The sequence below is a fragment of the Paenibacillus sp. A14 genome, assembly GCF_036864815.1.
In the GTDB taxonomy this organism is placed as follows: Bacteria; Bacillota; Bacilli; order Paenibacillales; family Paenibacillaceae; genus Fontibacillus; species Fontibacillus sanfengchensis.
Window position 1 is genome coordinate 860,137 of the sequence record NZ_JBAGJD010000001.1, and the last position, 17,785, is coordinate 877,921.

The 17,785-nt window shown below is 54.4% G+C and carries 18 protein-coding genes; 3 read left to right on the top strand and 15 right to left on the bottom strand.

Annotation, left to right across the window (positions count from 1 at the left end; translation table 11 throughout):
* Positions 1-58: 58 nt before the first annotated feature.
* Both V4U88_RS04205 and V4U88_RS04210 read right to left on the bottom strand, forming a co-directional pair.
* Positions 59-1,192: an ROK family transcriptional regulator gene (locus tag V4U88_RS04205; protein WP_334071973.1), complete on the bottom strand. Its 1,134-nt coding sequence runs from the start codon at positions 1,190-1,192 to the stop codon at positions 59-61.
* A gap of 1,007 nt (positions 1,193-2,199) precedes the next feature.
* Entirely contained in the window at positions 2,200-3,573 is a 1,374-nt protein-coding gene (locus V4U88_RS04210; protein ID WP_334071974.1) for a class I SAM-dependent rRNA methyltransferase, read from the bottom strand.
* 149 nt (positions 3,574-3,722) lie between these two features.
* Between V4U88_RS04210 and V4U88_RS04215 the strand changes: the two genes are divergently transcribed.
* On the top strand, positions 3,723-4,709 hold the full coding sequence (locus V4U88_RS04215) for a Na/Pi cotransporter family protein (protein WP_334071975.1): 987 nt from the start codon (positions 3,723-3,725) through the stop codon (positions 4,707-4,709).
* A gap of 26 nt (positions 4,710-4,735) precedes the next feature.
* On the opposite strand, the gene V4U88_RS04220 is transcribed toward V4U88_RS04215, so the two are convergent.
* From V4U88_RS04220 to V4U88_RS04250, 7 genes are all read right to left on the bottom strand, one after another.
* A complete protein-coding gene (locus V4U88_RS04220) occupies positions 4,736-5,167 on the bottom strand; it encodes an NUDIX hydrolase (RefSeq protein ID WP_334071976.1) in 432 nt (143 codons plus the stop codon).
* Between the two features lie 122 nt (positions 5,168-5,289).
* Positions 5,290-6,636 (bottom strand): tRNA (N(6)-L-threonylcarbamoyladenosine(37)-C(2))-methylthiotransferase MtaB, encoded by a 1,347-nt coding sequence (mtaB, locus tag V4U88_RS04225; protein WP_334072074.1) that lies wholly within the window; start codon positions 6,634-6,636, stop codon positions 5,290-5,292.
* 1 nt (position 6,637) lies between these two features.
* Positions 6,638-7,402: a 16S rRNA (uracil(1498)-N(3))-methyltransferase gene (locus V4U88_RS04230; protein WP_334072075.1), complete on the bottom strand. Its 765-nt coding sequence runs from the start codon at positions 7,400-7,402 to the stop codon at positions 6,638-6,640.
* An 89-nt stretch (positions 7,403-7,491) separates the two neighbouring features.
* Positions 7,492-8,178 carry a site-2 protease family protein gene (locus tag V4U88_RS04235; protein ID WP_334071977.1) on the bottom strand — a complete coding sequence of 229 codons (687 nt, stop codon included), beginning with the start codon at positions 8,176-8,178 and terminating at the stop codon, positions 7,492-7,494.
* A 2-nt stretch (positions 8,179-8,180) separates the two neighbouring features.
* Positions 8,181-9,149 carry a 50S ribosomal protein L11 methyltransferase gene (gene prmA / locus V4U88_RS04240; protein ID WP_334071978.1) on the bottom strand — a complete coding sequence of 323 codons (969 nt, stop codon included), beginning with the start codon at positions 9,147-9,149 and terminating at the stop codon, positions 8,181-8,183.
* A gap of 145 nt (positions 9,150-9,294) precedes the next feature.
* Positions 9,295-9,477 (bottom strand): YfhD family protein, encoded by a 183-nt coding sequence (locus V4U88_RS04245; RefSeq protein WP_334071979.1) that lies wholly within the window; start codon positions 9,475-9,477, stop codon positions 9,295-9,297.
* 33 nt (positions 9,478-9,510) lie between these two features.
* Positions 9,511-9,879 (bottom strand): hypothetical protein, encoded by a 369-nt coding sequence (locus tag V4U88_RS04250; protein ID WP_334071980.1) that lies wholly within the window; start codon positions 9,877-9,879, stop codon positions 9,511-9,513.
* Between the two features lie 211 nt (positions 9,880-10,090).
* On the opposite strand from V4U88_RS04250, the gene V4U88_RS04255 reads away from it, so the two are divergent.
* On the top strand, positions 10,091-10,534 hold the full coding sequence (locus V4U88_RS04255; RefSeq protein WP_334071981.1) for a hypothetical protein: 444 nt from the start codon (positions 10,091-10,093) through the stop codon (positions 10,532-10,534).
* A 3-nt stretch (positions 10,535-10,537) separates the two neighbouring features.
* Entirely contained in the window at positions 10,538-10,816 is a 279-nt protein-coding gene (locus tag V4U88_RS04260) for a YxcD family protein (protein ID WP_334071982.1), read from the top strand.
* A gap of 215 nt (positions 10,817-11,031) precedes the next feature.
* Here the strand turns inward: V4U88_RS04260 and dnaJ are convergent, their stop codons facing one another.
* The 6 genes from dnaJ to hemW all read right to left on the bottom strand — a co-directional run bounded on the left by dnaJ (position 11,032) and on the right by hemW (position 17,766).
* Positions 11,032-12,153: a molecular chaperone DnaJ gene (gene dnaJ, locus V4U88_RS04265; RefSeq protein ID WP_334071983.1), complete on the bottom strand. Its 1,122-nt coding sequence runs from the start codon at positions 12,151-12,153 to the stop codon at positions 11,032-11,034.
* 147 nt (positions 12,154-12,300) lie between these two features.
* Positions 12,301-14,142 (bottom strand): molecular chaperone DnaK, encoded by a 1,842-nt coding sequence (gene dnaK, locus V4U88_RS04270; RefSeq protein ID WP_334071984.1) that lies wholly within the window; start codon positions 14,140-14,142, stop codon positions 12,301-12,303.
* Positions 14,143-14,182: 40 nt separating this feature from the next.
* Entirely contained in the window at positions 14,183-14,779 is a 597-nt protein-coding gene (gene grpE / locus V4U88_RS04275; RefSeq protein WP_334071985.1) for a nucleotide exchange factor GrpE, read from the bottom strand.
* Between the two features lie 70 nt (positions 14,780-14,849).
* On the bottom strand, positions 14,850-15,875 hold the full coding sequence (gene hrcA, locus V4U88_RS04280) for a heat-inducible transcriptional repressor HrcA (protein ID WP_334071986.1): 1,026 nt from the start codon (positions 15,873-15,875) through the stop codon (positions 14,850-14,852).
* A 106-nt stretch (positions 15,876-15,981) separates the two neighbouring features.
* The gene (locus V4U88_RS04285; RefSeq protein WP_334071987.1) at positions 15,982-16,449 is read right to left on the bottom strand and encodes an N-acetyltransferase; all 468 of its coding nucleotides are present in this window, start codon (positions 16,447-16,449) and stop codon (positions 15,982-15,984) included.
* A gap of 135 nt (positions 16,450-16,584) precedes the next feature.
* Positions 16,585-17,766, bottom strand: coding sequence for a radical SAM family heme chaperone HemW (gene hemW, locus V4U88_RS04290; RefSeq protein ID WP_442951867.1), 1,182 nt, complete (start codon positions 17,764-17,766; stop codon positions 16,585-16,587).
* Positions 17,767-17,785: the final 19 nt, after the last annotated feature.

Genomic DNA, 17,785 nt, shown 5'->3' on the forward strand with positions numbered 1-17,785 from the left:
ATACGGTGTGGCTCTCCATTCAGAGCCTCTTGTTGACTGAACTTGAACTTTTCTATTTTTATAGGTCTTCCGCATCCTGCAACTGCTGGAACACGTAAGCGACAGCCCCCAGTCCCCCGGCATCCCTGCCCAGACGGGCCAACTTAATCTCCGTCGGGATCGGCGTAAGATCGGATACCTGCTTGCGGATATCCTCAATGACGGTAGACATGGAGCCGGATACGCCCCCGCCGATAATGACTCGCTGCGGATTCAACAAGCTTACGATATTGGCAATGGTGATCGACAGGTATTGCACGAATCCGTCAATAATGCGAACCGCCTCAGGCTCTGCGCGTGTATAGCGAGCAAAAAGCTCTTCGGGAGATATCCCGCTCCTCTCCAAAGCGAAAGCCGAGATTTGCTGTTCGAAAGCACCCATCTCTCCGGGACCGTTCCTTCTGTTCCGGGCCAGGTCCTCCCGGTCGATAAAGCGGTTGATTTCCCCCGCGGAGTACCGATAGCCTTCTATTAATTCACCGTTGGCGATAATAGCGCCACCTACCCCGGTTCCGATGGCGATGAAGAACATATTGTCTGTCATTCCCTCGCTGCCCAGCCACCTTTCACCCAGCGCGGCAAAATTGACATCGTTGTTTACATAAACTGGGAACGCAAAATAGTTTTTCGCCTTCTCAACCAGATTGATGTTTCCCCAGTTCAATGCGGGCACGTCGAGGATAACGCCTTCCCTGCTGTCCACAATCCCCGGAAGCCCGATCCCCATCCCGAGGATACGATCTTTTTCGATCCCGGATTTTTGAATAAACGCTTGAATCAGTTCCAGTGTCTCTTCCACGGTTGCCGTCGTTTTACATTCTTCTTTATACTCGATTTCACCGTCGAGGTCGGTCAGTACGATCAGGGTTCGGGTCCGCCCGATATCGACGCCGATGCCGTACCCCGATTTCGGGTTAAAGCCCAGCTCGATCCCCCTGCGGCCCCCCTCCTTGGTAGAGTCGCCAAATCCCGTTTCCACGACAAACTTTTTCTTGATCAGTTCGTTGACGATGGAGGTGACTGTGGACCGGCTTAAACCCAATTTCTTGGCTACTAACGCTCTGCTGATTTTTTTCTCGCTGCGGATCATGTCCAGAACCAAATTCCGGTTGATCTTCTTGATAAGATCCAAACTTCCGGTTCGATTATACAACCTCTCCCCTCCTTATTTCAGTTTCGTCGGAGAACAAACAAACTAAATTTTAAAGTAATTATACCATGTCGAAACTGCCTGTCAATAGTGAAAGCGGTGCCATTTTAAAATTATGTCATGAAAGCTTACGTGTAAATTATGAACGCTTTGAAAAATCACCGAAAACTTGATGTTTACTTTGTTTTATATGACACAAACCTAACATAATAGGATTATCTAAAAAAAGACCATTCGATTTTGCCATCGAACGGTCTTCTCTTAATCAGTTCCCGGTTCTTCAATTGCGAGTCTACACACTAACGGGAAAACCTCCCGTTAATGTACCCCTCTTGGCTCTTGGATCGGACTTAGCTGGAAAAGCTCCAGCTATTTCGCGGCACAATAGCCGATATACAGAGTTTCAGGCGAATTAGCGGGAGGTCTTCCAGCTAAATCACCTCTCCAGCCGCGCACGCCCCAAATTAACGGGAAGAATTCCCTTTATTTTGACCCAAACCATTAAAAATGCACTCCACCACAATTCCAAAGGCACTGATAGCGGCTTTTTGGTCCGTTATTTCGATCCGACCTAGGCTCCGTCGAGAAAATAACGATCAAAAAAGGCCTTATTTCCTGCCGCGGGGTACAAAAATCAGGTTTCGGCCCGCTTTTCCCAAAAATAAGGCCCCAAAGGACCTCTATTTCACACGGAAAGGACGATTTCGACAAATTAGCGCCGCAAATGGCCCTTACTCTACCCGCCCGGTTTCAAAGGGAGGCTGTTACAGCCGTTAGTCCCTCGGGTTAATGCAACGCTAGTGTCAAAAAGGGACTTTTTTACCTTGTGCGGGCCCCAAATCAAGGATTGGATCTCTCTATCCCAAAAATAAACGCCTAAAAAAGCCGCTATTTGCTTCCGATGAGCCGAATTCGACAAAATCGTGGCGTAAAAAGCTTTTATCACGATTCGCCAGCCCTGCTTTCAAAGGGAAAACGGGCATTGCCGAATAGGATAAATTCGACCTACTTTAGAAATTTTTGCTACGAACTTCAAAAATTGCAAATTTCAAATAGCGCCCCTCGTCCACGCCCAATATTTGCGGATGGTCCTTTCCGGCAGCCCGCCATTCTACGAGGCGGAGGATCTTGCCGGCATCGGCCGCCGCTTCCTGGATGGTCTCCAGGAACAGATCCGGCCGCATATGGTAAGAGCAGCTGGCGGTCACCAAATAGCCGCCCTCGTTGACGAGCTTCATGCCGTGCAGGTTGATGTCCTTGTATCCCCTGCAGGCGCCTTTCACCGCGCTGCGCGTTTTGGCGAAGGCCGGCGGATCCAGGATCACGACGTCCCAGGTACGCCCGCCGCCCGCAGTCATCGGCACCGACGTGTCGGCCTTGCCGTCTGCCGCCGCCCGGCTGCTCCGCTCGGCAAGCCCCTTAACCTGGCCGCGGAGATAATCGAACGCGTCGGCCACGACGAACTCGACGCGGTCGCCGAACCCGTTCAGCTCCACGTTCGCCTTGGCGCTTTCGATCGCATGCTCGGAAATGTCCAGGCAGGTGACTTTTTTGGCGCCGTACCGGCAGGCATGAAGCGTAAAACTTCCCGTATGCGAGAAGCATTCCAGCACCGTGGCCCCGTCCCAATACGGGAAGGTGACTTCCTTGCCGTTCCGGTTGACGGGAACCCGGCGGATTCCCCCGGCTTCGTCCGGCACATCCTGCAGCGCGATCCCGCTCCGCTCTCCCCAGCCGGTCATCAGCGGCCGGATGGAAGCGCGGTTCTCGCGCTGGTCGAAGAAATAGCCGGTCTTCTGGCCCTCTTCAATATCGACGCGAATCTTCAGCCCGTTCTCCGTCACGGTCACATGCCGCGGCGGAGTGCCGTAAAGCGGGCCTTTCACTTGCTCCAGCCCTTCCATCTCACGAATCGGTACATCGCTTCGCTCGTAAATTCCCGCGGGCTGAAGCACGGCGACCAGCGCCTCAACGATCGCCTCCCGGCATAGGTCCATGCCGAGCGTCAACAGCTGGATGACGAGCACGTCGCCGAAGCGGTCCACGATCAAACCGGGGAGAAAATCCGCTTCCCCGTAAACGAACCGGTACGCGTTCTCGTCACGGACAAAACGCTCCCGATGCTTGAGACATTCCCGAAACCGGCGCTCGAAAAAGCCGGTGTCCATCGCTGCAAGCGGCGTGAAAGACACCGCGCGTACCGTAATTTGCGATGCGGCGTTATAATACCCCGTTGCCAGAAAACGCCCCCGGTGGTCAAGAATCTCCACGAGACTCCCCGGAGCCGGCTCCCCCTCCACACGCTCAATCTCACTTTTATAAACCCATGGATGACCTTGTTCCAGCCGCTTTTTGCGGCTGCGCTGCAAAATAACCGATGCCACGCTATTCAACCCCCATAAAGATGATAGAACCCAAGCTCCGCTTGCGGTCCTGAAGCCACAAACCAACGATGCAAAATTACGCAGCATGGACCGCTGCGGCCAAGCATATATGTAACTTGTACACTTTGGTAGGACAGGAGGCGTCACGATTGTTCCATGAGCTCATTTTCCCCGTAACCTTCGGACTGGCCCTGTTCCTGTTCGGCATGAAGCTGATGGAAGCCTCGCTTCACGCCTGGGCGGGCCCCGGGTTGATCCGGGCCCTGCAAGCCACAACGCGGACGCCCTGGACCGGCATGGTCTCCAGCACGTTCGTGACGGCGGCGCTCCAAAGCAGCACGGCGGTTACGGTCATGACCATCGGTCTGGTCAACGCCGGGCTCCTGTCCTACGCGCGGACGCTCGGCATTATCCTCGGCGGGAACATCGGCACCTGCCTGACGACGGAACTGATCGCCTTGAATATTTCCAGTATCGGCGTCCCGCTGCTGATTCTATCCGTGCTTCTTTGGGCCGCGGCCGTCACCGCCCAGGAGATGCTTCCCGGCGGCTACCGGGCATCCAAGTGGTTCCGGCTGCTGACGCCGCTGCAATTCGGCTCCCTGGCTGCCGCCGGCTTCAGCCTGATCATGATCGCGATCCGCTGGATGCAGTCGGCCGGGCCCGCGCTGGAAGCCTACGGCGTCATCGGCTGGCTGCTTGATCACGCTGGCGACAGCCTGCTTTGGGGCGCGGCCGCCGGAGCGGCGCTGACAGCGCTCGTTCACAGCAGCGCCGCCACCATCGCGATGACCATGGGCCTGGTCGCCGCCGGGACGCTGCCGCTCCCGCTCGGCATCGCCATGGTGATCGGCTCCAACGTCGGCACCTGCGTCACCGCCGTGATCGCCTCGCTCGGCGGCTCGCGTTCCGGCAGCTTTGTCGCTTGGTCGCACGTTGCGCTCAACGTGCTCGGCGCGGCGTTGTTTCTCCCGCTCACGGAGCCTTTGGGCGCCGCCTCGGCCTGGATATCCGGAGACCCGGCCGCCCAAATCGCCCATTCCCAAACGATATTCAACGTCGTTTGCTCCTTGCTCGCCCTGCCTTTTTGCTATTTGCCGATTTGGAGCCGCCTGGAGCATCCGAAGGAAGCGTAACCGGACCGGCGATCGGCAGCCCTCCGTTAAAACTCCAGATTCAGCATTTTCAGAGCTTTTTCCAGAATAAAATCATTATTGTCGTATCCCGATTTCAGCTGTTTCTCCCAGGCCTCTTTCGGATCGTACCAGGCCACGCCCCGAATTTCTTCCACTTGGGGACGAAGCTGTCCGCCCCGGCTTTCGACGAGGTAGTAATGCACTTCCTTGTCCACGGCCCCGTGAACAGGATGGCGGTAGGTATAAGCGATAATATCGATCAGTCCGTCAATTTGCCCGATCAAGCCGGTCTCTTCCCGTATTTCCCTTAGTGCGGTTTGCTCGACCGTCTCCCCGGGCTCTCTTTTCCCCTTGGCAAAAGAAAACCTGCCGTACCGGTCCGTGATGAGCTGTATCTGCAACCGCCCGGCGGTCCTGCGGTACACAACGCCTCCGGCGGATATTTCCTTGTCCGGCATTTTCCTCGCCCCCTTACTGTCGTATTACCCCAATCGGCAACAAGGACTTCAACCCTGACGGGTGAAATCCCTGTTGAATCGGCTCTATGCAATTGCAGGTCCAACACACGAGGGCTGGCCGGTCAGGCCAACGCTTTGGCGCTTTCCGCCCCGTCCAGGACACGGACCAATTGTCCCTCGCTCGTATTGGCGTCCGCCTTGGTCAGCTTGACCCGGCACATCTTGCCGGCAAGATCGGGCGTTCCGTCAAACCGGATTTGCAGGTAGTTGTCGCTGAACCCGGTTACGAAGCCTTCTCCCCAAACGCCTTTTTCGTCGCGCTCGGGAATAACGTCCAGTACTTGCCCGACGAACTTCTCGGCATAAGCCAGTTGCATCTGCTCGGACAGATCGATCAGTTCCTGTACACGGGCATGCTTGATTTCTTCGTCCACTTGATCTTCCATCCGGGCCGCAGGCGTGCCTGTCCGTTTGGAATAAGGGAACACGTGCATTTCCGAGAAGCCGATCCGCTTGATCGCCTCGTAGCCCTCGCGGTACAATTCCTCGGTTTCTCCGGGGAAGCCGACGATGATGTCGGTCGTAATCGCCACATCCGGCATGAAGTTGCGGATCTTCTTGATCTTCTCTTCGAATTCCTCGATCGTATATTTACGTCTCATCCGCTTGAGCACTTCATTGCTTCCGGCTTGCAGCGGTATATGGAAGTGACGGCACATTTTGGAGGAACCTTTCAGCACCTCCAGCATGCGGTCGTCGATCTGGCTCGCTTCGATGGAACTGATGCGGATGCGGCCCAGCCCCTCCACCTTGTCAAGATCCCACAGCAGATCGGATAACCGGTAATTCTCCAGATCGTCTCCGTACCCGCCGGTATGGATACCCGTCAATACGATTTCGTTATATCCCGCGGCCACAAGCTGCCGGGCCTGGGCGACCACGCTCTGCGGATCCCGGCTGCGGGACAGCCCGCGCGACCAAGGAATGATGCAGAACGTGCAGAAGTTGTTGCAACCCTCTTGGATTTTCAAAAAAGCGCGCGTATGATCCGCGAAATCGGGAACATCAAGCTCCTCGAACTCCCGCGTCTTCATAATGTTCCGTACCGCGTTGATCGGTCGGCGCTGCGCCTGGATTTCTTTCACATACGGCATAATCTTGTCGCGGTCCTGCGTCCCGATAACGAGATCCACGCCGGGAATATCCAGGATTTCCGCCGGCGACGTTTGTGCGTAGCAGCCGGTTACGGCTACAATCGCGTCGGGGTTGCGCCGTACGGCCCGGCGGATAATTTGCCGGCTCTTCTTGTCCCCCGTATTGGTTACGGTGCAGGTATTGATCAGATAGACATCGGCCGTCTGTTCGAAATCCACCTGTTCGTAGCCTTCATTTTTAAACAGCTGCCAAATCGCTTCAGTGTCATAAAAATTCACTTTACAGCCCAGCGTGTAAAAAGCAACGGATGGCATACTAAATTCCCCCCATTTCTCCGGATTCATACATGATGCAGGTCAGGGCGGCCATGGCGGCCGTCTCCGTGCGTAAGATGCGTCGTCCCAAACCGGCGGAAAGCGCCCCGGCCTTCTCGGCCTCCGCCACCTCCCGCTCGGAGAATCCGCCTTCGGGACCGACAATAACCGCTACGCGACAGTTATGTCCGGATGCGAGGCGCGTCGAGAAAGGCTTCAGCACATCGCGCAGTTGCTGACCGTGCTCCTTCTCGTAGCAAATGCATACCAGATCGAAGCCGGACAGCTCGGCTAACATATCGCGCCAGGAAACCGGCGCCTCGATCGCCGGAATTCGGCTGCGATGCGCCTGTTCGGCCGCTTCCTTCGCAATTTTGCGCCAGCGTGCGGTCCGCTTCTCTTCTTTTTTTCCGTCGTACTGCACGACCGTCCGCTCGGAAATAAACGGCAAAAACGCGGAAGCGCCGATCTCCGTGCATTTCTGGATCACGGTTTCCATCTTGTCGCCCTTCGGCAAACTCTGCGCCACGGTAACCTCAACCGACGGCTCTCCGGCCGGTTCCAAAACCTCTATAATCTCCGCTGTCACTTCCTGCGGATCCAATGTCACGATCTCGGCCAGCGCCACGCGGTTTACGCCGTCGCTGACGATCAGCTTATCGCCCGGTTTCGATCGCATAACTTTGCCGATATGGCGGGCGTCATCGCCCGTAATCTCCACCGACGTGTCGTGGAACTGCCCGGGATCTATAAAATAACGCTGCATCTCATCATTCCTTGCCTTCAAAATCGCCAAAATACATCATACAACTTTTGTTTTCAGCTTTCCAGTGCTAGTTCGCGGTAAAGTCTTACCTAGCCGCCGAATATCGTATGGAAAAAGACCAAGAAGTGCTTTGAAAGGAAATAAGACGCACCATAAAGCGGCATTATCGTATACTGACGGAGTACCGGGACCATCAGTATAATCAGAAAAATAAGCACTGACCATTGTTCATATTGCTGAAGCTTGCCCGAAATCCGCCGCGGCGCAACGTCCTCCAAAATCCGGTATCCGTCCAGCGGCGGCAAAGGAATCAGGTTAAACAGGAACAAGAAAAAGTTCATAAGAACGAACAGATTTAAAAAAGTATCCAGGGCCAATGACAATTTGTCCTGCGGTCCGAACGGGGAAACCACGCCAAACCGGATAAGCGCCGCGTAGATCGCCGCACCGGCGATAGCCAGAAGCAGGTTGCTCAGCGGGCCGGCGATGGATACGATGGCTCCCATGACCCGAGGTTTGGAAAAGTTATCCCGGTTGACGGGGACCGGCCGTGCCCAGCCGAAGCCCGCGATCACGAGCAGGATAGTCCCCAACAAATCGAAATGCACCGCCGGATTTAGCGTCACCCGGCCCAGCAGCTTGGCGGTAGGATCGCCGAATTTATTGGCAACGTAAGCGTGGGAAAATTCATGTACTGAAAAAGCGATCACGATGGTAAGTAAATAAAAAGGTAACTCGCTAAACTGACCGCGCAATATTTGATCCAGAAGCCCCATCTTTACCTCTTTCTCGCCACAAAAGCGACCCAATCTTCTTCGCGGGCCGTTTGTTCAATCACGAAGCCCGCGGCCGTCAAGGCCTCCTCAACGACCCGTTCCTTATTCTTATAGATGCCGGAGGCAATATAATAGCCGCCCTGCTGCAACGCTTCATACACATCCTCAATAAAGAGCAGAATGATCTCGGCCAAAATATTGGCGACCACTACCCGGACCGGAAGCTGTACGTTTACCGTGGCCTCGTTGCCTTTTTTCAAGACGGACAACAGATCGCTCTCCACCACCTGAATCCGGCTCTCCAGTTGGTTCAGTCTCGTGTTCTCCAGAGCGCTCGACACCGCTACGGGATCCAGATCCAGCGCAAGCACGCGGGAAGCGCCCAAACGGCAAGCGCCAATCGCCAGAATGCCGGAGCCGGTGCCGACATCGATGACTTCGTCCCCTTCCCGAATAATGCCTTCCAGTGTCCGCAAACAGAGCGAGGTCGTCGGGTGCGTCCCCGTTCCGAAAGCCATCCCCGGATCTAGTTCAATGATTCTCTCATCGGCGGACGCCGGTTCGTACGCCTCCCAGGTCGGCTTGATCGTCAGCCGGTCTGACACGCGAAGCGGCTTGAAATACTGCTTCCAGTTGTTGGCCCAGTCGTCTTCACTGACCTCCCGGATCGTAAGCTCCGGCGTCCCCGGGTCAATGTCGTAAGTCCGTAGCTCTTCAATCCGTTCACGCACCTCGCGGATCACTTCCTCGATATCGACGCCTTCGGGGAAATAGCCGCTGATCTTGGCTTCTCCCTCAGGAATATCGTTCGGCGGAATTTCGAACCATTGGCCCAGGGATGTATCGCGCGGTTTATCGTTATCGACATATTCCTCAATCGTAACGCCGCCGGCCCCCGCTTCATGCAGGAAGTTGGAAATCATCTCCACCGCTTCCTCGGTTGTATGTATAGTCAGCTCTTTCCAGATCATCGTAAGATTTCCTCCTTGAAATTCGTGCATGAAATCTATTGTACTATAGATTGAAAAGAGTGACAAAATCGCATTTTCTATTCGCAATCAATCGGCATGCCGAAGAAACCGCCGAAGCTGCTCCGGCGGTTTCTCCATCCTTTATCTAAGTCCAGTCGTGCTGCCCTTTCTGCCGGTTGTCCGCCCGCTCACTGCGTTCGATCGCTTCCCAATCTTCCTGGTCCGCAAGTTCCTCGGAAAACTCGATATCCCGGTTATATCCGATCTCCAACTGCTTTCCGCTGGCCGGAACTCTTCTAGTTATCCGGTCCGGGTTCGATTTGTTCATGGCATAACCCTCCTTCTATATATCGAAAATTAGTTACATCTGCCCGCCGGCTTCTTCTATAATCCGCAGTGCCTGATGATGTACCGACTCATCGACGACCGCCGTAAGCAAAATATCCCGTCCGGTCGGCCCGCCTTGGCCACCATGGCTCAACCCGCTGGCGGCGGGGTCCGCCGCACTCAAAATGCCTGCGGATTGATTGGTAATCGCGGCATCCTGGGTGATGGCGGATAAACTGCTCACCTTGCCGGTGATGGGGTTAAAAGGATCGTAACCCTCGCCGGGGTAACGGCTGAACCGGTCGATGGATAGGTCAATTACGCGCAAGGCGCTCAGTTTTCTGACCACGCCTTCCGCTTCCTCGGGGCTTTTGAAATAGGCTAGAATATTCTTCTCCGCCATGTGCAGGACCTGCCTTTCTCGTTGCTGCTGTAAGGAACCGGGAATCCCCGTTCCTTGGGATATTAGGATGCGGTGTTTCGGAGGGGTTTATGCGATTTTTTTATTGTAAAAAATATTGATTAAAAATTGAAACGTCCTCTCTTCTTGCCCGTATTACAGGTATAGCATTAGAACATACTAAATTAAATTTATTAGGAGGGTTATTACTTTAATGCTAAAGAAAATGATGATGATTATGATGGCGTTTACTTTGATTTTCGCCGTCACTTCGCCCGGCCTCGTTGATGCCAAACGCGGCGGCGGATTTAAATCCGGCCCTCGTTCCTATACGCCGGCACCGAAAAAATCGACGGACAACTATCAAAGATCCGGCGATACTGCCGGAACCAACAAATCCGGTACGACGGCCGGCACCACAGCAAAACGCGGATTTTTTAGCGGCGGCAGTTTCATGAAAGGCTTGATGATCGGCGGTCTCGCCGGTATGCTGTTCGGCGGATTGTTCGGGGGCATGGGCTTCCTGGGCAACCTGCTCGGCCTTGCGGTAAACCTTCTGGCCATCTATGTTATTATCGCCATCGGGGTCGCGCTCTACCGCCGGTTTAAGAGACGGCCGCAGCCTAGTGACGACCATTACCGTGGAGGAAGATATTAAAGTATGGTTTTAAGCATGGATGAAATTATTAATGCGATTTGCCTTCACACCGCGCACCGAACCGGCACAAGACCGACGGACGTCCAGGTGGAACTGAGCTGGGACGAGGACACCGGGTATACCGGCGAAGTCTGGGCGAACGGCAGAAGCTGGTACATTGTGGAAGCGAACATCATGGAAGCGATTATGCAGTATGTATATAAAGAATACGGTGTCAGGGCGTTCCGTGAAGATATCACCCTGGATTTGGACGAGGAGATTATCGCTCATATCCGGTCATAAATTTCGACTAACAAAGAACGGTACAAGGCAAGCTGCCTTGTACCGTTTTTTCACCTGTCCGGCCCCGGAAATCCGCTATGATCCTCAGAGTAAAACCGTTGGTTGTTAAAAAAGAAGCCCCATGTCACAAAAAAAAGGAGTGTCCTTAAAACCATCGGCCGATGATTCTAAAGACACCCCCGCTTTCTTGCTATCGTCCTGCCGATGTCGAAGGTTTAGTCTCCGCGAAACGCCCGTTTCATGCGATCAAAAAACGATTGCTCATGCTCATGGGTGTGCTCTCCGTCCAATGCCGCGAACTGGCGCAGCAGCTCCTTCTGCTCATCGCTCAGTTGGCTTGGGGTAACGACCACCACTTTGATATGCTGGTCGCCATTCCCGATGCCGCGCAGCTTCGGCACCCCTTGGCCTTTCAAGCGGAAGTACCTGCCTGTCTGGGTACCGGCCGGAATTTTCACTTTGACTTTACCGGTCAGCGTCGGCACTTCGATTTCATCGCCAAGAGCCGCTTGCGCGAACGTTAAAGGAAACTCGCAGTAGATGTCGTCGCCTTCGCGATCGAAAAACTCATCCGGCTTGACGCGGATGACGATATACAGGTCGCCCGCCGGTCCCCCGCGCAAGCCGCCTTCGCCCTCTCCGGACATCCGCAGTTGAGCGCCATCGTCGACCCCCGCAGGGATGCGGACGTGGATTTTCCGCTGCTTCTTCACCTTGCCGCTGCCGGCGCACGTCGGACACTTCTCCCGGATAATTTGCCCCCGTCCGCCGCAGTTGCTGCAGGAACGGCGATTGACCATCCGGCCGAACGGCGTGTTCTGCACGACTTCCTGCTGTCCCGATCCGTGACAGACCGAACAGGTTTCGGGCTTCGTGCCCGGTTTCGCTCCGGAGCCAAAGCAGGTGTCGCAATTTTCCGTCCGCGGAATGGTGATATCCGTCTCTTTGCCGAACACCGCTTCTTTAAATTCGATGGTCATCGCATACTGGAGGTCATTTCCGCGCTGCGGGGCATTCGGATCGCGGCGTCCGCCGCCTCCGAAGAACATGTCGAAGATATCGCCGAAGCCGCCGAAATCAGCGCCGCCGCCAAAGCCGCCGCCCATTCCCTGGTTCGGATCGATATGACCGTACTGGTCATACCGGGCGCGTTTGCCGGAATCGCTCAGTACATCATAGGCTTCCTTGACTTCCTTGAATTTGGCCTCCGCATCCGGCGCCTTGTTGACGTCAGGGTGATATTGACGCGCCAGTTTGCGGTAAGCTTTCTTGATCTCTTCGTCCGAAGCGTTCTTGCCGAGGCCCAGGACCTCGTAGTAATCTCGTTTCTCAGCCATCCTTCCACCCCTTTATGACTTGATTGGTGCGCCGGGTACATTTCTCCCCAATCCGGCAAAAGGAAAGTCAAAGCACGGAAACAGCCCGCACTTTGACCTTCCCAGTTCACCTAAGTCTATGCACCGTTATATCAGCCTGTGATTTTGTTAGCCTTGCTTCTTGTCTTCGTCCACGACTTCGTAATCGGCGTCGACGACATTCTCCTTGCCGCCGCCAGCCGATGCGCCTTCCGCGCCGCCGGCTTGCTGTTGTTGAGCGGCTTGCTCATACAACTTCACGGACAACTGCTGAGCGATCTCGGTCAATTTCTCGGTAGCCGCTTTGATCGTTTCCACATTGTCGCTTTCCAGCGCCTTCTTCAGCTCGTCTTTGGCCGCGTTCGCTTTCTCCGCCTCAGCCGCATCGACTTTATCGCCAAGATCCTTCAGCGTCTTGTCAACGCTATAGATCAGTTGGTCGCCGGTGTTTTTCACTTCAACCAGCTCTTTGCGCTTCTTGTCTTCCTCAGCGTGAAGCTCGGCGTCTTTCATCATGCGATCCACTTCTTCATCGCTCAGACCGCTGGAGGAAGTGATCGTGATATTTTGGCTCTTCCCGGTGCCTTTATCGGTCGCCGAAACGTTAACGATCCCGTTCGCATCGATGTCAAACGTAACCTCGATTTGCGGCACGCCGCGCGGTGCCGGCGGAATGTCGCCAAGCATGAATTTGCCGAGCGTCTTGTTGCCGGCCGCCATTTCGCGTTCCCCTTGAAGAACGTGAATTTCCACGCTAGGCTGGTTATCGGCATAAGTCGAGAAGACCTGCGACTTGCTTGTCGGGATCGTCGTGTTCCGCTCGATCATTTTGGTGAACACGCCTCCGGCGGTTTCAATACCGAGCGAAAGCGGAGTAACGTCGAGCAGAACGACGTCTTTCACGTCGCCGGTCAGCACGCCCGCTTGAACGGCTGCCCCAAGCGCCACCACTTCGTCCGGGTTCACGCCCTTGTGCGGCTCCTTGCCGGTCAATTTCTTGATCGCTTCCTGCACGGCCGGAATCCGGGTGGAACCGCCGACCAGAACGACTTTGTCAATGTCGGCCGGCGTCATGCCCGCATCGCTGAGCGCGCGGCGAGTCGGTCCCAAAGTGCGTTCTACGAGATCCGCGGACAATTCCTCGAATTTCGCACGGGTCAGGTTAACTTCCAAGTGCTGAGGCACGCCGTCCACCACGGTGATAAATGGAAGGGAGATCGTCGTCGTCAGGACGCCGGACAATTCCTTCTTCGCTTTTTCCGCAGCATCTTTCAAACGCTGTACAGCCGCTTTGTCTTTGCCCAAGTCAATGCCTTGATCTTTCTTGAATTCGGCTACGAGGTAATCGATGATCACTTGGTCAAAATCGTCACCGCCGAGATGGTTGTCCCCGCTGGTCGCTTTAACTTCGAAGAAGCCGTCGCCCAGCTCCAGGATCGAAACGTCGAATGTACCGCCGCCAAGGTCATAAACGAGAATCGTTTGGTCCTCGGCTTTCTCCAAACCGTAAGCCAAAGCGGCCGCGGTAGGCTCGTTGACGATCCGCAATACTTCGAGACCGGCGATTTTGCCCGCATCCTTGGTCGCTTGACGCTGGCTGTCGTTAAAGTAGGCAGGTACCGTGATAACGGCCTGTGTAACCGGCTGGCCGAGATATGCTTCGGCGTCCGATTTCAATTTTTGCAAAATAATCGCGGAAATTTCTTGCGGCGTAAAATCTTTACCGTCAATCGATTCCTTGTGGTTCGTACCCATATGTCTCTTAATCGAAATAATTGTGCGGTCCGGATTGGTAATAGCCTGGCGTTTTGCCGTTTCACCGACGATCCGTTCGCCGTCCTTCTTGAAGCCTACAACCGAGGGGGTTGTACGAGCGCCTTCCGGGTTAGGAATAACGACGGCTTCGCCGCCTTCCATAACCGCAACGCAAGAGTTGGTGGTTCCAAGGTCAATACCGATAACTTTGCTCATAGGAAAATATCCTCCTTAAATAGTCGCTCTGACAGATCTGTTAGCCGCTTACTTTGACCATAGCCGGGCGAAGCACCTTATCCTTCAGAAGATAGCCCTTCTGAACGACTTCCACGACGGTGCCTTCCTCATACTCATCGCTTTCCACCTGCATGATCGCCTGGTGGAATTCCGGATTGAACGGTGTTCCGACGGGTTCCATCGCCGTCAATCCCTCCGTTTTCAAAATGCCCTCCAGTTGGCGGAAAATCATATCCACCCCTTTGGCATAAGAGGAAAGATCCGCATTCTCGGCCGTCGTGCTCAAAGCGCGTTCGAAGTTGTCGATTACCGGCAGCAGTTCGGTGATCAGCTTGGCTGAGGCGTATTTCCCCAGCTCCTCCTTTTCCTTCAGCGTACGCCGACGGAAATTATCGAAATCAGCCTGAGTACGGAACAGACGCTGTTTGTGCTCCTCCGCTTCAGCCCGCAACTTTTCAAGCTCGGCTCGCTCTTCCTCCGAGTTCCCCCGTGCCGTTTCCTCTTGAACCTCCGGCTCTTCAACCGGAGCAGGCTCCTGGTTGTTCCCGGCGTTCTCCTTCAATTCCTCTTCCACACCCGTCTGGATGTTGTCTTGAATCGGTTCTTGTTCCTTCAAGATGTCACCTCCTTAACAGTAACTAAAGCCATGTTCCCTAGTGTTTCCGTTGATACGTCATCCTAATGGATCAGTGCATCCGGGACAAAAACCGGGACAGGTCCTTGGACAAAATATCAAGAATGCCGATAACCCGGGCATACTCCATCCGGGTAGGTCCCAAAATGCCGATCGTGCCGACCGCTTCGCCTTCGATGGCATAAGTCGCCGTAATCAGACTGCAATTGGCGAAAGCCTCATGATCGTTCTCGGTTCCGATCCGGACTTGAATGCCGGAGCCCGCCGATGTCATCATTTTCAACAAAGTCGGCGTCTCTTCAAACAGGTCGAGAATACTTTTCACTTTGTCCACATCGCGAAATTCGGGCTGGTTCAGCATATTGGTCGTACCGCTGAGGAACAGACGCTGCCCGTCTTGATCCTTGTCCAGCGCTTCTTCCAATACGCTCATCAACTCCTCGAAATGCTCCACATGCCGCTGCATTTCCCGTCCGATTTCATTGTACAAAGCCGTCTTCAATTTATAGATCGGCACGCCCGTCAGCTTGCGGTTCAGCAGGTTCACGACTTTCTCCATCTCCGACACGGAAAGCCCGGCAGGGATCGTAACCGTTTTGTTCTCGACCTGTCCCGTGCTCGTCACGATGATCGCCACCGCCGTATTCTCATTTAGGGGCAGCAGTTGAAAATGCCGTAAAGACGTGTGAAAAACTTCCGGCCCAAGCAGGATGGAAGTGTAGTTCGTCATATGGGACAGGATCGTCGCGGCATGCTGGATGACCTGTTCAATCGCATTCAATTTTTCCGCAAAAAAAGCTCTCATAATTTTGAATTCATCGGGCGAAATCAGATTTAAAGGTGCCAGATGATCCACATAGTACCGGTAGCCTTTATGAGAAGGGATACGGCCAGCCGATGTATGGGGCTGCTCCAGAAAACCCAGGTCCTCCAGATCGGCCATCTCGTTGCGAATGGTCGCCGGACTGTACCCGACGTCGCCGCGCTTGGAGATGCTTCGGGATCCCACCGGTTCCGCCGAGCGAATGTAATCATCCACTATAGCCGTTAAAATCATTCTTTGGCGTTCCGTCAACATGGAAATCCCTCCTGGTAACAAATTTGAGACTTGCTCGTTAGCACTCTAGATCGTCGAGTGCTAAACTATATTACAAAAATACCAAACCGACCCGACGATTGTCAAGTCAGTCCAGTATCTTGAGTACGGCGATCTCGTCGCAGCAATGCTGCTTGGCGCAATTCACGCAATCCGTCCAAACTTTCTCGGGAAAAATCTCTTTCTCCACCACGGTAAATCCGTTTTTCAAAAAGAAGGATACCTCATAGGTCAGAGCCATGACCTTGGGAATACCGAGGCTTTTCGCTTGCGAGACGAGCTCTTCTACAAGCATGGAGCCTAATCCCCGGCCTTTGTAACCTTCGGCGATGCCCAGTGAGCGAATCTCCACCAGCTCTTCTCCTAGTCTGCACAGCGATCCGCAGCCGACGATCCGCCCATCCATCTCGGCGACGACAAAATCGGAAATTTGCCGCTCCAATACGGCTCGGGAACGGGGGAGCATAATCCCTTGGCGGGCATAGCCTTCAATCATCGTAAATAACGGCTCCACATCTTCAAGTCTCGCTTGTCTGCATACGGCTACGGCCTGCATCCTCTTTCCCCCTTAAACTGTGCACTTATAATATGAATAAATATACAGTATGTCGCATAAAAGTTCAAGAGAGAAAGTGAGCTTTTCAAGAAGCCGTTTTCGGGCGAAATTCTGGAGAGCCGAAACCCGCCTCGTTTAAGAAGTCAGAGCCCCGATAAACTCGGCGAACACTTCGTTGCCGAAGAGCACTCCTTTTTCACTGAGACGATAACCGCCATGATCCTCATGCATTTCAAGCAAACCTGCCGAGGTCATTTTATGCAGCGGAGCGTGAAACGTTTCCTCCAGAGAAGCCCCGAACTGTTCGGCAAAATCGGAGAACCGGATTCCGTCCAGCATCCGAAGGCCGACCATGACGAAATCCTCCATGGCCTCCGCTTTCGTCACCTCGAACTGCTCCAAGCGCGGCAGCCCTTGCTTGCAAGCCTCGACATAGGGATTGACCCCCTTGATGTTGATGTGGCGGCGGCGTTTTGCGTAACCGTGGGCCCCGGCTCCCAGGCCATAATAATCTTCATTCCGCCAGTAGGTAATGTTATGGCGGCTTTCGTGGCCCGGTTTGGCGAAGTTGCTGATTTCATACTGCTTGAATCCGGCCGCCTTCATGCGGTCCATCAACAGGAGGTACATGTTCAGCTCATCCTCTTCCCCCGGCAATGGGAGCTGATTTTTTTGATACAGGGTATGGAACAACGTATTCTCCTCAACCTTAAGACTGTAGATCGAATAATGCGGCAGCCCCAGTTCCAGCGCCCGGCTAACGCTGTAATCCAGCATCTCGACCGTCTGATTCGGCAAGCCGAACATCAGGTCGATCGATAAATTATGCAGTCCCGCGCTGCGCGCGTTCTCCAGACTACGGTACACATCATCCGTATTATGGATGCGCCCAATGCCGGAGAGCAGCTCGTTTTGGAAGGCTTGCACGCCGAAGCTCACGCGGTTGACACCGCCGGCTTTCATGACGGCCAGCTTCTCGGCATCCGTCGTCCCCGGATTGGCCTCCATCGTGAATTCGATATCCTCCGCCCAGTTCGGAAAGTGGCGGCGGACGGAATTCAGGAAATATTCCATTTCCTGCGGATTCAGCACGGTCGGCGTCCCTCCGCCCACAAAGATCGTCTTGATCTCCTCCGCCGGAGTCGCCTGCACGGTCAGCTCCATTTCGCGGTCGAGCGCTCGAAGGTAATCCATCACCGGCTGATCTTTCAGCACATAGGAATTGAAATCGCAGTAAAAGCACTTGTTCGTGCAAAACGGGATGTGTATATAAACCGCCTTCGGGGCGCTGGCGTGATGATTCGCGGTCTCAGGCATTCCCTGATGATGCGGATTG

Coding starts and splice junctions, on each gene's coding strand:
- V4U88_RS04220 (WP_334071976.1), bottom strand. CDS start 5,167: ATGCCGGACAAGGAAATATCCGCCGGAGGCGTTGTGTACCGCAGGACC.
- mtaB (WP_334072074.1), bottom strand. CDS start 6,636: ATGCCATCCGTTGCTTTTTACACGCTGGGCTGTAAAGTGAATTTTTAT.
- V4U88_RS04230 (WP_334072075.1), bottom strand. CDS start 7,402: ATGCAGCGTTATTTTATAGATCCCGGGCAGTTCCACGACACGTCGGTG.
- V4U88_RS04235 (WP_334071977.1), bottom strand. CDS start 8,178: ATGGGGCTTCTGGATCAAATATTGCGCGGTCAGTTTAGCGAGTTACCT.
- prmA (WP_334071978.1), bottom strand. CDS start 9,149: ATGATCTGGAAAGAGCTGACTATACATACAACCGAGGAAGCGGTGGAG.
- V4U88_RS04245 (WP_334071979.1), bottom strand. CDS start 9,477: ATGAACAAATCGAACCCGGACCGGATAACTAGAAGAGTTCCGGCCAGC.
- V4U88_RS04250 (WP_334071980.1), bottom strand. CDS start 9,879: ATGGCGGAGAAGAATATTCTAGCCTATTTCAAAAGCCCCGAGGAAGCG.
- V4U88_RS04255 (WP_334071981.1), top strand. CDS start 10,091: ATGCTAAAGAAAATGATGATGATTATGATGGCGTTTACTTTGATTTTC.
- V4U88_RS04260 (WP_334071982.1), top strand. CDS start 10,538: ATGGTTTTAAGCATGGATGAAATTATTAATGCGATTTGCCTTCACACC.
- dnaJ (WP_334071983.1), bottom strand. CDS start 12,153: ATGGCTGAGAAACGAGATTACTACGAGGTCCTGGGCCTCGGCAAGAAC.
- dnaK (WP_334071984.1), bottom strand. CDS start 14,142: ATGAGCAAAGTTATCGGTATTGACCTTGGAACCACCAACTCTTGCGTT.
- hrcA (WP_334071986.1), bottom strand. CDS start 15,875: ATGTTGACGGAACGCCAAAGAATGATTTTAACGGCTATAGTGGATGAT.
- V4U88_RS04285 (WP_334071987.1), bottom strand. CDS start 16,449: ATGCAGGCCGTAGCCGTATGCAGACAAGCGAGACTTGAAGATGTGGAG.
- hemW (WP_442951867.1), bottom strand. CDS start 17,766: ATGCCTGAGACCGCGAATCATCACGCCAGCGCCCCGAAGGCGGTTTAT.